This is a genomic window from Pseudonocardia sp. 2-7 (genome assembly GCF_056341085.1).
The window spans coordinates 767,847-782,003 of record NZ_CP094507.1 but is presented as its reverse complement, the minus strand read 5'-3'; the positions used below and the strand labels follow the sequence as shown (position 1 = coordinate 782,003).

At 74.4% G+C, this 14,157-nt stretch carries 11 protein-coding genes; 3 read left to right on the top strand and 8 right to left on the bottom strand.

Annotated features, from left to right (window positions below):
• Window positions 1-38: 38 nt before the first annotated feature.
• Window positions 39-1,406: a M20/M25/M40 family metallo-hydrolase gene (locus tag MTO91_RS03970; RefSeq protein WP_476653829.1), complete on the top strand. Its 1,368-nt coding sequence runs from the start codon at window positions 39-41 to the stop codon at window positions 1,404-1,406.
• 29 nt (window positions 1,407-1,435) lie between these two features.
• Window positions 1,436-2,260: an LLM class F420-dependent oxidoreductase gene (locus tag MTO91_RS03965; RefSeq protein WP_405419409.1), complete on the top strand. Its 825-nt coding sequence runs from the start codon at window positions 1,436-1,438 to the stop codon at window positions 2,258-2,260.
• Here MTO91_RS03965 and MTO91_RS03960 read toward each other — a convergent pair.
• From MTO91_RS03960 to metG, 8 genes are all read right to left on the bottom strand, one after another.
• Complete coding sequence (locus tag MTO91_RS03960) at window positions 2,244-3,059, bottom strand: alpha/beta fold hydrolase (protein WP_253066870.1); 816 nt, start codon at window positions 3,057-3,059, stop codon at window positions 2,244-2,246. The two genes, MTO91_RS03965 and MTO91_RS03960, sit on opposite strands and share 17 nt — an antisense overlap.
• A 480-nt stretch (window positions 3,060-3,539) precedes the next feature.
• On the bottom strand, window positions 3,540-5,342 hold the full coding sequence (locus tag MTO91_RS03955) for an ABC-F family ATP-binding cassette domain-containing protein (protein ID WP_476653828.1): 1,803 nt from the start codon (window positions 5,340-5,342) through the stop codon (window positions 3,540-3,542).
• A gap of 23 nt (window positions 5,343-5,365) precedes the next feature.
• Window positions 5,366-6,355 carry a 4-(cytidine 5'-diphospho)-2-C-methyl-D-erythritol kinase gene (locus MTO91_RS03950; protein WP_062400202.1) on the bottom strand — a complete coding sequence of 330 codons (990 nt, stop codon included), beginning with the start codon at window positions 6,353-6,355 and terminating at the stop codon, window positions 5,366-5,368.
• 766 nt (window positions 6,356-7,121) lie between these two features.
• Window positions 7,122-8,642: a DHA2 family efflux MFS transporter permease subunit gene (locus MTO91_RS03945; protein WP_476653827.1), complete on the bottom strand. Its 1,521-nt coding sequence runs from the start codon at window positions 8,640-8,642 to the stop codon at window positions 7,122-7,124.
• Window positions 8,643-8,649: 7 nt separating this feature from the next.
• Complete coding sequence (rsmA, locus tag MTO91_RS03940) at window positions 8,650-9,549, bottom strand: 16S rRNA (adenine(1518)-N(6)/adenine(1519)-N(6))-dimethyltransferase RsmA (protein WP_476654803.1); 900 nt, start codon at window positions 9,547-9,549, stop codon at window positions 8,650-8,652.
• Window positions 9,550-9,676: 127 nt separating this feature from the next.
• Complete coding sequence (locus MTO91_RS03935; RefSeq protein WP_476653826.1) at window positions 9,677-10,588, bottom strand: transglycosylase family protein; 912 nt, start codon at window positions 10,586-10,588, stop codon at window positions 9,677-9,679.
• Between the two features lie 265 nt (window positions 10,589-10,853).
• Window positions 10,854-11,687 (bottom strand): TatD family hydrolase, encoded by an 834-nt coding sequence (locus MTO91_RS03930; protein ID WP_476653825.1) that lies wholly within the window; start codon window positions 11,685-11,687, stop codon window positions 10,854-10,856.
• Window positions 11,684-13,474 (bottom strand): methionine--tRNA ligase, encoded by a 1,791-nt coding sequence (gene metG, locus MTO91_RS03925; RefSeq protein ID WP_251787061.1) that lies wholly within the window; start codon window positions 13,472-13,474, stop codon window positions 11,684-11,686. Before metG ends, MTO91_RS03930 begins: the two co-directional genes overlap by 4 nt.
• 113 nt (window positions 13,475-13,587) lie before the next feature.
• Between metG and MTO91_RS03920 the strand changes: the two genes are divergently transcribed.
• Complete coding sequence (locus MTO91_RS03920; protein ID WP_251787060.1) at window positions 13,588-14,151, top strand: TetR/AcrR family transcriptional regulator; 564 nt, start codon at window positions 13,588-13,590, stop codon at window positions 14,149-14,151.
• Window positions 14,152-14,157 lie beyond the last annotated feature (6 nt).

Genomic DNA, 14,157 nt, shown 5'->3' with positions numbered 1-14,157 from the left:
GGCCGTACGCGACGCGCCGCGGCGTAGCATCCGGGCGCATGGCCGAGCCGCACACCGCCCCCGCTCCCGCCGACCTCTCCGCCGCCGTCGACGCCGTCCTCCCGGGCGCGCGCACGGACCTCGAGGCGCTGGTCCGCATCCCGAGCATCTGGGCCGACCCGGCACACGCCGAGGACACCCGCCGCTCCGCGGACGCCGTCGCGACGCTGGCCCGCGACGCGGGCGCCGCCTCGGTCGAGATCATCTCCGCCGACGGCGGGGCCCCGGCCGTCGTCGCGCACTGGCCCGCACCCGAGGGCATGCCGACGGTCATGCTCTACGCCCACCACGACGTCCAGCCCACCGGCGGCGACGACGAGTGGACCAGCCCGCCGTTCGAGCCGACCGAGCGCGACGGGCGCCTCTACGGCCGTGGCGCCGCCGACGACAAGGCCGGCGTCATGACCCACCTCGCCGTGCTCCGCGCCTACGAGGGACGGCCGCCGGTCGGGGTCGTGCTGTTCATCGAGGGCGAGGAGGAGTCCGGTTCCCCCACGCTGACCGCGCTCCTGGCCGAGCACCGCGACAAGCTCTCCGCCGACGTCATCGTGATCGCCGACGCCGCCAACCCGGCCGTCGACGTGCCGGCGCTGACCACCAGCCTGCGCGGCCTGGTCGACGTCGTCGTCGAGGTGTCGATGCTGGAGCGCCCGGTGCACTCCGGGGTCTACGGCGGCCCGGTCGGGGACGCGCTGACCGCGCTGTGCCGCACCCTGGCCACCCTGCACGACGACAAGGGCGAGGTCGCCGTCCCCGGCCTGGTGCGCGGCAGCTCCGACGCGCCCGACCCCGACGAGGCGACCTACCGCTCCGACGCGGGCCTGCTCGACGGCGTCGAGCTGCTCGGCACCGGCTCGATCCCGGACCGGGTCAACCACGCCCCCGCCGTCGCGGTGCTGGGGATCGACGCGCCGAAGGTCGCCGAGGCCTCGAACGTGCTGCTCCCCCGCGCCCGCGCGATGGTCAGCATGCGGCTGGCCCCCGGCCAGGACGCCCGCGAGGCCCAGCGCGCTCTCGCGGAGCACCTGGAGGCCAACGTCCCGTGGGGAGCGCACGTGTCGGTGACGCCCGGGCACGGCGTCGCCGAGCCGTTCAGCCTGTCGTCGGCCGGCGAGGTCTACGACCACGCCCGCGCCGCGTTCTCCGCCGCCTACGGCAACGACGCCGTCGAGACCGGCATCGGCGGTTCCATCCCGTTCATCGCGGAGTTCGCGCGGACCTTCCCGGGCGCGGCGGTGCTGGTCACCGGGGTCGGGGACCCGGCCAGCCGCTGGCACGGCATCGACGAGAGCCTGCACCTGGGCATGTTCGGGCGCGGGGTGCTGGCGGAGGCCCTGCTGCTGGACCGGCTGGCCGGGGGGGCGTGACCGTCCGGCCAGCCGGGTACCCGGGGGTCATGAAGTTCGGTATCGCAACGTTCGTGACCGACGAGGGCATCCGTCCCGGGCCGCTGGGCCGGGCGCTGGAGGAACGCGGTTTCGACTCGGTGTTCCTCGCCGAGCACTCGCACATCCCCACCAGCAGGGAGTCGCCCTACCCCGGCGGGGGCGACCTGCCGCGGGTGTACTACCGCACCCTCGACCCGTTCGTCGCGCTCACCGCGATGGCGGGGACGACCACCGGCCTGCTCCTGGGCACCGGGATCGCGCTCCTGCCACAGCGCGACATCATCCACACCGCCAAGCAGACCGCCAGCCTCGACCTGGTGTCCGGCGGACGGCTGCTGTTCGGCGTCGGCGCGGGGTGGAACCGCGAGGAGATGCGCAACCACGGCGTCGATCCGAGGACCCGCGGACCACTGATGACCGAGCAGCTGCACGCGCTGCGGGCGCTGTGGACCGAGGACGAGGCCGAGTTCCACGGCGACCACCTCGACGTCGAGCGGTCCTTCTCCTGGCCCAAGCCGGTGCGCACCCCGCCGATCTACCTGGGCGGGGAGAGCGAGGCCGCGCTGAACCGGCTCGCCGAGGTCGGCGACGGCTGGCTCCCGCGCGGGCACACCTCCTTCGACGAGATCCGCCGCGTCCGTGACGTCCTCGCCGAGCGGGGCAAGCCGGACGTGCCGACCACGGTGTTCGGCGGGGAGCCGGACCCGGATGTCGTCGCGGGGTACGCCGAGGCGGGCGTCGAGCGGGTCACCTTCCTGCTCCCGACACTGCCCGAGTCCGAGACCCTCGCGAAGCTCGACGAGCTGGCGAAGGTGGTCACGGCGTCCGGCTGAGTGCCCCCAGCACCAGCGCGGTGAGCGCCTCCGGGGCGTCGAGCTGGATCAGGTGCCCTGCCCCGGGCACCAGGTGCAGCTCGGCCCCCGGTACCGCTGCGGTCAACCGGTGCGCGCGGTCGACCGGTATCCAGGTGTCCTCGGTGCCCCACACCACCCGCACCGGCAGGTCCAGCTCGCCGTAGCGCGGCTCGACCTCGTCGGTGAAGCGCTGGTCGGCCTGCGCGATCTGGCGGTAGAACGCGGCCGCACCCTGCTCGCCCAACCACGGCCCGACCAGCGCGTCCTCGTCGGCGGGCCGCAGGGGCCGGTGCGCGGCACCCCGCACGTAGGCCCGGACGAGTGCCTCGTGCAGCGGCCCCGGCAGCGCCGCGAACACCTCGGCGTTCTCCCGCACCAGCCGGAAGAACGGCGAACCCCACGGGGCGAGCGCGACGACGTCGACCAGCGTCAGCGACCGGTAGGCCGCGCCGTGCAGAAGGTGCGCACGCAGGGCGACGGCGCCGCCGTAGTCGTGGGCGACGACGTGCGGTGGCTCGGGCAGGTCCCACCGCTCGAGCAGCCCGGCCAGCACCCGGCCCTGTACGCCGAGCGAGACGTCCGCGCTGTGCCCGGACGCCCCGTAGCCCGGCATGTCCCACAGCAGGACCCGGTGCGACCCGGCCACCGCCGCGGCGATCGGCGCCCACAGCCACGACGACCAGGGGGTGCCGTGGCAGAACACCACCGGCGGTCCCGAGCCCCGTGCGGTCCAGCGCACCCGGTGACCGTCCACGACGAACTCGTCATCCAGTTCCACGGTCCCACCGTGCCACGACACCCCGACATCGTTCCGGGGCACAATGACCATGATGTCGATCCGGATGCTCGGCCTCGTCTCCGTCACCGACGGCGACGGCGACGGGTGCGAGCTGCTGCCCGCGGGCCCGCGGGTCCGGGGGCTGGTCGCCCACCTGGCCCTCGACGCCGGGCGGCACCGCGCGGCTGGTCACCGTGGTCGGGCCGGGCGGCGCGGCAGGACCCGGCTCTCCCAGGAGGCCGTGCGCGCCGGCATCGCGGTGACAGCCGCGGGCGGCGGACTCACCGCCACGAGCCCGGTTCCGTCGCCACCCCCCGACTGTGGCGACGGAACCGGCCCGTCTCTCCCCCCGCGCCCCGGCGAGGCTCCCCAGCCCGCCGTGACGCGAGTACGACGGTATCCGCGCACCCGGGGGCCGCGGATCGGTCGAACTACTGATCTCTTACCCGGGGTCTCTCCTACCTGGGTAGGAGAGACCCCTCATCCCTCGGCGCGCTCGGCGGCCTCGAGCCACTCCAGCTCGACGCTCTCCCGCTCGGCGACGACGGCCTTCAGCTCCCGGTCCAGCTCCATCAGCTTTCCGGGCTCGGTGGCGGCCTCGGCGAGCCGGGCGTGGAGCTTCTCCTCCTGCGCGGTGAGCTGCCCCATCCGTCGTTCCAGGCGCTGGGCGTCCTTGCGGGCGGCCCGCTGCTCCGCGGCGCTCGCCTTCGGCCCGGCCGCCTGTGCGACGGGCGCACCGGTCGGTACCGGCGCGGTCGGTGCGGCCCCGGCGGGGCCGTGGCCGGTGGCGGCACGGCGGGTCAGGTACTCGCCGATCCCGCCGGGCAGGTGGGTGAGGTGGCCGTCGCCGAACAGGGCGACGACCTGGTCGCACACCCGCTCGGTGAGGTACCGGTCGTGGCTGACGACCACCAGGGTGCCCGGCCAGCCGTCGAGGAGGTCCTCCAGCCCGGCGAGGGTGTCGACGTCCAGGTCGTTGGTGGGCTCGTCGAGCAGCAGGACGTTCGGCTCGTCCATCAGCAGCCGGGTCAGCTGCAGCCGCCGGCGCTCGCCACCGGACAGGCGCCCGACCGGGGTCCACTGGCGGGCCGCGGGGAACCCGAGCCGCTCCAGCACCTGCGACGCGGTCATCTCCTGCTTGCCGAACCGCACGTACTTGGCGACGGCCTCGGTGGTCTCCAGCACGCGCATCTCGGCGGGCAGGTCGACGAGCTCCTGCGACAGCTGCGCCATCTTCACGGTGCTGCCCTGGACGCGCCGGCCCGAGTCGAGCGCACGTTCCCCGGACAGGGCACGCAGCAGCGTCGTCTTGCCGGAGCCGTTGACCCCGACGATGCCGACCCGGTCGCCCGGGCCGAGCCGCCAGGTCACGTCGTCGAGCAGGGTGCGCCCGGCGACGGAGACGGTCGCGTCCTCCAGCTCCAGCACGGTGCGCCCGAGCCGGTTGGTCGCGAACGCCATCAGCTCGACGGTGTCGCGCGGCGCGGGCACGTCGGCGATCAGGGCCTCCGCGGCCTCGATCCGGTAGCGGGGCTTCGAGGTCCGGGCGGGCGGGCCGCGGCGCAGCCAGGCCAGCTCCTTGCGGGCCAGGTTGCGGCGGCGCTGCTCGGCGGCGTCGGCCTGCCTGCCGCGCTCGGCGCGGGCGTAGACCCAGTCGGCGTAGCCGCCGGTGTAGGACTCGACGCGCCCGTTCGCGACCTCCCAGGTCCGGGTGCAGACGGTGTCGAGGAACCAGCGGTCGTGGGTGACGACGACGAGTGCGATCCGCCGCGACGTCAGGTGCGTCGCGAGCCAGCCGATGCCCTCGACGTCGAGGTGGTTGGTGGGCTCGTCGAGGACGACGAGGTCGAGCTCCCCGATCAGCGCCGCGGCGAGCGCGACCCGGCGCTTCTCGCCGCCGGACAGGCCGTCGGTGGGGCGCTCGATGTCGGAGATGGCGAGCCCGTCGAGGACGTCGCGGACCCGGGCGTCGGCGGCCCACTCGTGGTCGGCGCCGTACTCGGCGAGGACGATGTCGCGCACCGTCGACCCGGCCGGGAAGCGGTCGTGCTGCACCAGGTGCGCCATCCGCAGGCCCCCGAGGCGGCTGACCCGGCCGCCCTCGACGGGCCGGTCGCCGGTGATCACGTCGAGCAGGGTCGACTTCCCGCCGCCGTTGAGGCCGACGACGCCGATCCGGTCGCCGCGCTCGACGCCGAGCGAGACACCGTCGAGCAGGACGCGGCTGGCGTCACCGGGCACGTGCGCGGTGACGTTCTCCAGGTTGAGCAGGTTCTCGGGCAACTACGTCTCCACCGTCGGGAAGGTCAGGCACGGACCGGGGGCCACGAGCCGGAGCTCGAGGGACCGCCGCGGTCGGGGGGGTGGTCGCCGCCGGTCTCGGAGGTGTCGACGATGCGGGCGCCGCCGGCCGGGCCGTGGGCGACCCGCACCGTCCGGCACACCCCCATCCCGGCGAGCTCGGTCGCGACCTCGACGGCGGAGTCGGCGTCGGCGCACAGGAAGGCGCAGGTCGGCCCGGACCCGGACACCAGCCCGGCGAGCGCGCCGGAGTTGACCCCGGCGCGCAGGGTGCGGCGCAGGTCCGGGGCCATCGAGACGGCGGCCACCTGCAGGTCGTTGCCCAGGTTGAGCGCGAGCCGGCGCGGGTCCCCCGAGGACAGTGCCTCCAGGACGGGCTCGACCGGCCGCTCGGCGATCGGGCCGTCGCCGCGCAGCCGGTCCAGCTCGGAGAACACCGCCGGCGTGGACAGCCCGCCGCGGGCCAGCGCGATCACCCAGTGCAGCCGGTGCCGGGCGAGCACGGGGATGATCTTCTCGCCGCGGCCGGTGCCGAGCGCGGTACCGCCGTGCAGGCCGAACGTGACGTCCGATCCGAGCTCGGCGGCCAGCTCGGACAGCTCGTCGCGGCCCAGCTCCAGCCGCCACAGCGAGGACAGCGCGACGAGCGTGCCCGCCGCGTCCGCGGAGCCGCCCGCCATGCCGCCCGCGACCGGGATGCCCTTGCGCAGGGTCACCCGCACGTCCGGGGCACGCCCGGCCTTCTCCGCGAGCAGTTCGACGGCCCGCCAGGCCAGGTTGGTGGCGTCCAGCGGCACCTCGGCGACGCCGTCGCCGTGCACCTCCAGCGCGGGCTCCTGGGCCTGCTCGACGGAGATCTCGTCGAACAGGCTGACGGCGTGGAACACCGTGACGAGGTCGTGGAAGCCGTCCGGCCGCACCCCGCCCACGGCGAGGTGCAGGTTGATCTTCGCGGGAACCCGGACGGTGACCGGTCGCGGCACGGCGGACAGCACCGCTCAACCCTACGGGCAGCACGGGACGGGCCGCCGCCGCCCGGCATCCGGGGTGGCCGGGCTCACCGGGCCGGCCGGGCTGCCGGTCCGCCGCGCTGCCTGATCCGGCCGCACTGCCCGGTCAGGCCGCACTGCCCGGTCAGGCCGCACTGCCCGGTCAGGCCGCACTGCCCGGTCAGGCCGGCCGGCCGGACCCCGGCGGCCCGACCTCGGCCGATCCGACCCAGCCGATCCGACCCCGGCCGATCCGACCCCGGCCGATCCGACCCCGGCGGCGCGGCACCGGGTGACGCGGCAGGCCGATCAGCCCCGGTCACGGGCACCCGTCCCCCAACGAATCCGCTTACCCGGTAAGCGAGTTCGGAGAACCGGCACCCACGCGGGCCGATGGGTAGGACAGCGCTGCCGGTGGGACGGCCACCGCCCGCCCCGCCCGAGACCGCCCCCCACCCGACACCGCCCGATCTACCACCGTCGGCACCGGGATCGTCCCCACCGACACCGTCTCTCCGGCGAACTCGCTTACCGGGTGAGCGAATTCGCACAACAGGCATCCGCGACCGCCCGGCGCGGACCGCCCGAGGCGGATCGCCCGGCGCGGATCCCACTCGGTGCAGACCTCACGGGTGCAGACCTCACGGGTGCAGACCTCACGACCAGACGGTCTGGGCGGCACGGCGGAGCGCCGAGGACCGCCGCCCGACCGATCACCCGGCCCACCGCCGACGCCCGCTCCCGGAGGAGACGCCCGCTCCCGGAGGAGGAGCTACCGGGGGAGCGACTCCGCGGAGCCGGTGCGCTCCGTGGCGGCGCGGTGCTCGACCAGGTGGCGCGGCGTCGCGAAGCAGGCGACGGCCACGAACCCGATCACCAGTACGGCCGCGGGCAGCAGCATCGACTGGGCCATCGCCGTCGCGAAGGGCTCGCGGAGCACCTCGGGCAGCGGGCCGCCGGTCGCGGCGGCCTCCGGGGAGCCGCCGGTCGCCGACGCGCCCGGGACGAGCGCGGCGATCCGCGACTCCATGAGCACCGCGATGCCCGCGCTGCCGAGCACCGCGCCGACCTGACGGGTCGTGTTGTAGACACCCGAACCGGATCCGGCCTGGTCCATCGGCAGGTTGCGGGTGGCGCTGGTGGAGATCGGCGCCCAGACGCAGGAGTTGGAGATGCCGAGCAGGGTGAGCGGCAGCAGCAGCTGCCAGACCGGGGTGTCCGGGCCCATCACCCATGCCAGCCAGGCCAGCGCGATGACGAACGTCGACATCCCGAAGCCGCCGATCAGCCGCGGGTGGACGCGGTCGGTCAGCCGCCCGGTGTACGGCGCGAGCGCGCCGGAGAAGATCGCCAGTGGCGCGAGCAGCAGCGCGGCCTGGGTCGGGGTGAAGCCGCGCACACTCTGCGCGTAGATCATCAGCGGGAAGCCCTGCGCGGTGATCGCGAAGCCGACGGTGCAGATCGCGATGTTGGCCAGCGAGAAGTTGCGGTCCCGGAACAGGCGCAGCGTGACCAGCGGCTCGCTGGTGGTGACCCGCTGCCACCACACGAACGCGACCAGCACGACGACGCCGCTGCCGATCAGCGCCCAGATCCCGGCACTCCAGCCGAACTTCTGGCCCTCCTGGATGCCGAAGACCAGCAGGAACATGCCCGCTGCGGACAGCACCACGCCGACGACGTCGAACCGGCGGCGCGAGGTCTCGAGCGAGGGCACCAGCCGCCAGGCGGCGACGAAGGCGATCACCCCGACCGGGACGTTCACGAAGAAGATCCACTCCCAGCCGAGGCCGCCGACGAGGAGCCCGCCGACGATCGGCCCGGTGAGTGTCGCGACGCCGGCGACGGCGCCCCACAGGCTCATCGCGCGCCCGCGCTGAGCGGCCGGGAAGGTCCGGGTGATGACGGCCATGGTCTGCGGCGTCATCATCGCGGCGCCGAAGCCCTGGGCGACCCGCGCGACGATCAGGGCGCCGACGGTCGTCGTGAGCCCGCACCACAGCGAGGCCAGGGTGAACACCGCGAGCCCGCACAGGTAGACCCGCTTGGGCCCGAACCGGTCCCCCAGCCGCCCGGTGACCAGCAGCGGGACGACGTAGGCGAGCAGGTAGGCGCTGGTCACCCAGACGACGGAGTTGACGTCGGCGTCCAGCGAGGTCAGGAGCGCGGGCGTCGCGACGGTGACGATGGTGGCGTCGACCAGGATCATGAAGAACCCGATCACCAGCGCCCACAGCGCGGGCCACGGGTTCGTCCCGTCGGCGCTGACCACCTGTTCCCTCGACCGCGTCACCACGCCATCATGCGCCGCCCCCGGCACGGTCCGGTCGGGTGGGAGGGTGCCCAGCCGGGCGGTTCCGGGCGATCCGGGCGAAGTCGGACACCGGCAGGGTCTCGGCGCGGGCGGTGGGGTCGACCCCCGCGGCGCGCAGGGCCTGTTCGGCCGCCGCGGCCGAGCCGGCCCAGCCCGACAGTGCTCCCCGCAGCACCTTGCGGCGCTGCGCGAAGGCCGCGTCGACGACCGCGAAGGTCGCCGCCCGGTCGGCGTCGGCGGGCGGGTCGTGCCGGGTGAAGGCCAGCAGCCCGGAGTCGACGCCGGGGACCGGCCAGAACACCGCGCGCGGCACCGGCCCGGCCCGGCGGGCGGCCGCGTACCAGGCGAGCTTGGCGCTGGGGGCGCCGTACTCGCGCGAGCCGGGTCCGGCGGCGAGCCGGTCGGCGACCTCCGCCTGCACCATGACCAGCCCGGTCCGCAGCGACGGCAGCTCGGCGAGCAGATGCAGGATCACCGGCACCGCGACGTTGTAGGGCAGGTTCGCGACGATCGCGGTGGGCGGCGCCGCACCGGGCCCGGCGTCGGCCGCGAGCCGGTCCGCGCCGACCCGCATGGCGTCGGCCCCGGTCACGGTGAGGCGACCGGCCAGCTCGGGGGCACGCTCGGCGACGGTGGCGGGGAGCAGCCCGGCCAGCACCGGGTCGATCTCGACGACGTGCACCCGGGCTGCGACCGGCAGCAGCGCCAGGGTGAGCGAGCCGAGACCGGGGCCGACCTCGAGGACGACGTCGTCGCCGTCGACGCCGGCCGACTTCACGATCCGGCGGACGGTGTTGGCGTCGTGGACGAAGTTCTGGCCGAGCTTCTTGGTGGGGCGCAGACCGAGCCGCTCGGCCAGCACCCGGACGTCGGCCGGGCCCAGCAGGCGGGCGGTGGCGGTGGTCCGGCTCCGGTCGCCGTCGGCGTCGATGCTCCGGCTCCGGCCGCCGTCGGTCCCGTGGTCGCTCACGGCACCATTCTCGCCGGGCACCCCGGGCGGGGTGCGTGCGGGATCAGCTCAGGCCGAGCTTGGAGGAGCAGGACGGCCAGGCGCTGTAGCCGCCGCGGTCGTCCTTGACCTTCTCCGCGACCGCGATCTGCTCCTCGCGGGAGGCCTGGTCCGCGGTCGGGGCGTACTGCCCGCCGCCGTAGGCCTGCCAGGTCTGCTTGTTGAACTGCAGACCGCCCTGGTAGCCGTTGCCGGTGTTGATCGCCCAGTTGCCGCCGGACTCGCACGTGGCCAGCTTGTCCCAGGTCGCGCCGTTCGAGACCGCGGGCGCCGAGGACTTCGCCTTCGCGGCGGCCTTCTCGACGGTCTCCTCGACCTTCTTCTTGGTGCCGACCTTGACCACGCGCGGTATGGCAGGGGTGTCCTGACCGGCGCCGACGCGCTCGCGGGCGATCTCGCGGCCCTGGTCGTAGGTGACCCGCCAGATGATGCTGCGGGCGCCCTCACGGCCCGGGTCGACGACGGTTCGGGTGCCCTCGTCGAGCGACGGGTCCTGCACCTCCTGCTCCGGCGCCGGGAGCTTCTGCGACTCGACGATCTGGGCGTTCACGATGTCCGAGCCGGTGGTCGGGGCGGCGACCGGGGCGAACGACGCGGGCGAGGAGGGCCGGTCGAGGTTCATCGACGCCGTGCCGAGGTCGGTGGCGTTCGCGGCGAGCCCGGCCCGGAGCTCCTGGGCGGGCTGCTCGGCCGGGGCGGTGAGCACCGCGGCGGCGAGGCCGCCGGTCGGGACCGAGAACAGCGCGGCCGCAGCGGCCGTCCGGACCCCGGCCCGGGAGCGGGCACCGGCGGTGCGGTGACGGCCCTCGTAGGTGACGTACCCGGCCTCGTCGCCGGCGAGACCGGCGGGCGCGATGACGGGGAGCGGTCGCGTGAGCTCGTCGTCGGCGAGCGGTGCGGCGTGACGCGAAGACATGACTTCCCGGGGGCTCGGCTGTCCGGGGAGGGGCCATGACCTGCGGGAACGACGACCGGCGCGGTGCCGGGGAGCGGAACCGTCGCTGGGGAGCGGACCGGTCGTCGTCCCGCGGGTCGGGGGAGCGACCCCGTCCCGGCGGGTACGACGAGGGACGTTAGCGGACCGTGACCCGGAGCAGCGTTTCCGACGCGCGCGTGGCGACGAGCGGACTGTGATCGACGGTGAGTGACGACAACCCCGCCACTCGTCACGGCGGACGGCGTCAATCGGTTGTGCGCAGCCGGAAGATCCGTTCGGCGTTGCGGCGGGCCGTTTCGGCGACCAGGGCCTCGGACTCCCCGCGGGTCGCGGCGATCCCCCGCACGGTCCACGGCAGCACATAGGGCTCGTTGGCCCGGCCGCGGTGCGGGTGCGGGGTGAGGAACGGCGCGTCGGTCTCGACGAGGTACTGCCCGGCGGGCACCAGTGCCGCGGCGGCCCGCAGCTCGTGGTTGTTCTTGAAGGTGACGGGCCCGGCGAAGGACAGGACGTACCCGGCGTCGGCGCACTCCCGGGCCATCGCGGCGTCGCCGGAGAAGCAGTGGAAGACCACGGTGTCCGGGGCGCCCTCCTCGCGGAGGATGCGCAGGACGTCGTCGTGGGCGTCCCGGTCGTGGATCATCAGCGGCTTGTCGGTGCGCTTGGCCAGCCCGATGTGCCAGCGGAACGCGTCCTGCTGCGCGGCGGGCGGGCTGTGGTCCCAGTAGTAGTCCAGGCCGGTCTCGCCGATCGACACGACACGGTCGTCGGCGGCCAGCCGCTCGATCTCGGCGAGGTCGGCGGCCGGTACCCGTGCCGTCCGGGTGGGGTGCAGCGCGACGGCCGCCCACACCCGGTCGTCGGCGTGCGCGGCGCGGACGGCGAACCGCGCGCCGTCGAGGTCGTCGGCGATGGTGACCGCGCCGACGACGCCGACCGCCGCCGCCCGGTCCATCGCGGCGACGACGTCGGCGTCGGTCTCGCAGCCGCACGCGTCGAGGTGGGTGTGGCTGTCGATCGTCGGCGCGGCGAGCGGCTCCGGCGGCTCGGGACGCGGCCGGCGGCCGTGTCCGCTCACTTCTGGACCGGGGCCCACTCCGGCCCGGTCTCCCCCAGCTCGGGCGCGAGCTTGGCGATGATCGGCGACGGCTTGGCCAGCGGGCGTCCCACCTCGATCGGCGTCGACCCCCAGTGGGCCTGCTCGGCGGCGTAGTCGCCGGTGAGGACCGGGTAGGCGGGGCCGTCGCCGAGGTCGTCGACGGTCGTCTTCTCCGGCTGCGCGGCCCACACCCCGGTCCCGCCGAGCGCCTCGTGCACCTTCTGCGCCGCGTGCGGCAGGAACGGGGTCAGCAGGGTGTTGGCGTCCTGCACGACCTGCAGCGCGGTGTGCAGGATCGTGTCCCGGCGCTCCGGGTCGTCCTTGCGCTTCCACGGCTCCTGGTCCGACAGGTACCGGTTCGCGGCGGTGACCACGCGCATCGCCTCACCCGCGGCCTGCTTGAACCGGTTCCGCGCGAGCAGTCCGCCGACGGTGTCGAACCCGGCCCGCGAGTACGCGAGCAGCTCGGCGTCGGCCTGCTGCGGCGCCGTCGGCGTGGGGACCGCGCCCACGTTCTTGTGGGCCATCGAGATGGACCGGTTGACCAGGTTGCCCCACTCGTTGGCCAGCTCGAAGTTCACCCGGCGGACGAACTCGTCCCAGGTGAAGTCGACGTCCTGGTTCTCCGGCCCGGCGACGGCGATGTGGTAGCGCAGCGCGTCCGGCCCGAACTCGCGCAGGAAGTCGCCGACGTAGATGACGGTGCCGCGGCTGGTCGAGAACTTCGACCCGCTCATCGTCAGGTACTCCGAGGACACGACCTCGCTGGGCAGGTCGAGCGTCCCGTACGGCCCCGGCTCGCCGCCGCGGTCGCCCGCACCGTTCTGCCCGAGCAGGATCGCCGGCCACATCACCGAGTGGAAGGTGATGTTGTCCTTGCCCATGAAGTAGAAGGCTTCGGCGGCCGGGTCGGTCCACCACTGCTTCCACGCGTCCGGGTCCGGGCCGCGGCGGGCCCACTCCACCGAGGCGGACAGGTAGCCGATGACGGCGTCGAACCAGACGTAGATCTTCTTGAGCGGGTTGTCCGACCAGAGGTCGAGCGGGACGGGCACGCCCCACTCCAGGTCGCGGGTGATGGCGCGCGGCTTGAGGTTCTCCACCAGGTTGGCGGAGAACTTGAGCACGTTGGGGCGCCAGTCGGTGCGGGTCGACAGCCAGCTGCCGAGCGCCTCGGAGAAGGCGGGCAGGTCGAGGAAGAAGTGCTCGGTCTCGACGAACTTCGGCGTCTCCCCGTTGATCCGCGAGCGCGGGTTCCTGAGGTCGGCCGGGTCGAGCTGGTTGCCGCAGTTGTCGCACTGGTCGCCGCGGGCGCCGTCGTAGCCGCAGATCGGGCAGGTGCCCTCGATGTAGCGGTCGGGCAGGGTGCGGCCGGTGGACGGGCTGATCGCGCCCAGCTGCGTCTTCGGGACGACGTAGCCGTTCTTGTACAGCGCGGTGAACATGTCCTGCACGACGCGGTAGTGGTTCGACGTCGTGGTCCGGGTGAACAGGTCGTAGCTGAGCCCGAGACCCTGCAGGTCGTCGGTGATCACGCCGTTGTACTTGTCGGCGAGCTGGCGCGGGGTCAGCCCCTCGGCGTCGGCCTGGACCTGGATCGGGGTGCCGTGCTCGTCGGTGCCGGACACCATCAGCACCCGGTCCCCCGCCATCCGCCGGTACCGGGCGAACACGTCGGAGGGCACACCGAAGCCGGACACGTGGCCGATGTGCCGGGGGCCGTTGGCGTAGGGCCACGCCACGGCGGTCAGCACGGCTTTACTCATGCCCTCCAGCGTATTCACCGTCGCCATCCCGTTCTGCGGCGGCACATCACCAAAGATGGGGATAGCTCGCGGAGACGGGTGTCGTTCCCCCTGCTGGTGACATAGTGGCGCCCATGGACCGGGGTGAACGGGACCGCGAGGCACTCCTCGACGCGGCCCTGCAGCAGTGGGTGGACGGCGGGTGGCCCGCCATCGACCCCTCCTCGGCCGCGGAACGGGCCGGGCTGCCCGCCTCCGCCGCGGCGGAGTTCGCCTCGGGCGTGGAGCTCGGGTGCGCGGTGTTCGACCACGTCGTCGACGAGCGCGCCGCCGCCACGATGGCCGCGGTGCAGTCGGCGGCCCCGAACCCGGCCGCCCAGATCAGGGCCGCCCTCACCGCGTGGTTCGACGACGTCGACCGCGACCCGCGCCGGGTCGTGGCGCTGGTCGACGCGGTCGGCTGTCCTGCGCTGCTCGCGCGCCGCCGCAGCGCCAACCGCGGCTTCGCCGAGCTGATGGTCAGCGGCGCCGCCGACACCCGGATCGAGCCCGACGACCTGCGCGTCGCCGGGCACTTCTGCCTCGGCGGGATGGGCGAGATCGTGCTGGCCTGGCTGGACCCGGAGAGCCCCGTGACCCGCGAGCAGGCCCTGCGCCACGGGGTCCGGCTCTACGAGTCCTGCCTGTTCACCCGCTGAACGGCC

Bases quoted from the DNA above. Each gene is read 5' to 3' on its own strand.
- MTO91_RS03970 (WP_476653829.1), top strand. From the start codon at position 39: ATGGCCGAGCCGCACACCGCCCCCGCTCCCGCCGACCTCTCCGCCGCC.
- MTO91_RS03965 (WP_405419409.1), top strand. From the start codon at position 1,436: ATGAAGTTCGGTATCGCAACGTTCGTGACCGACGAGGGCATCCGTCCC.
- MTO91_RS03935 (WP_476653826.1), bottom strand. From the start codon at position 10,588: ATGTCTTCGCGTCACGCCGCACCGCTCGCCGACGACGAGCTCACGCGA.
- metG (WP_251787061.1), bottom strand. From the start codon at position 13,474: ATGAGTAAAGCCGTGCTGACCGCCGTGGCGTGGCCCTACGCCAACGGC.
- MTO91_RS03920 (WP_251787060.1), top strand. From the start codon at position 13,588: ATGGACCGGGGTGAACGGGACCGCGAGGCACTCCTCGACGCGGCCCTG.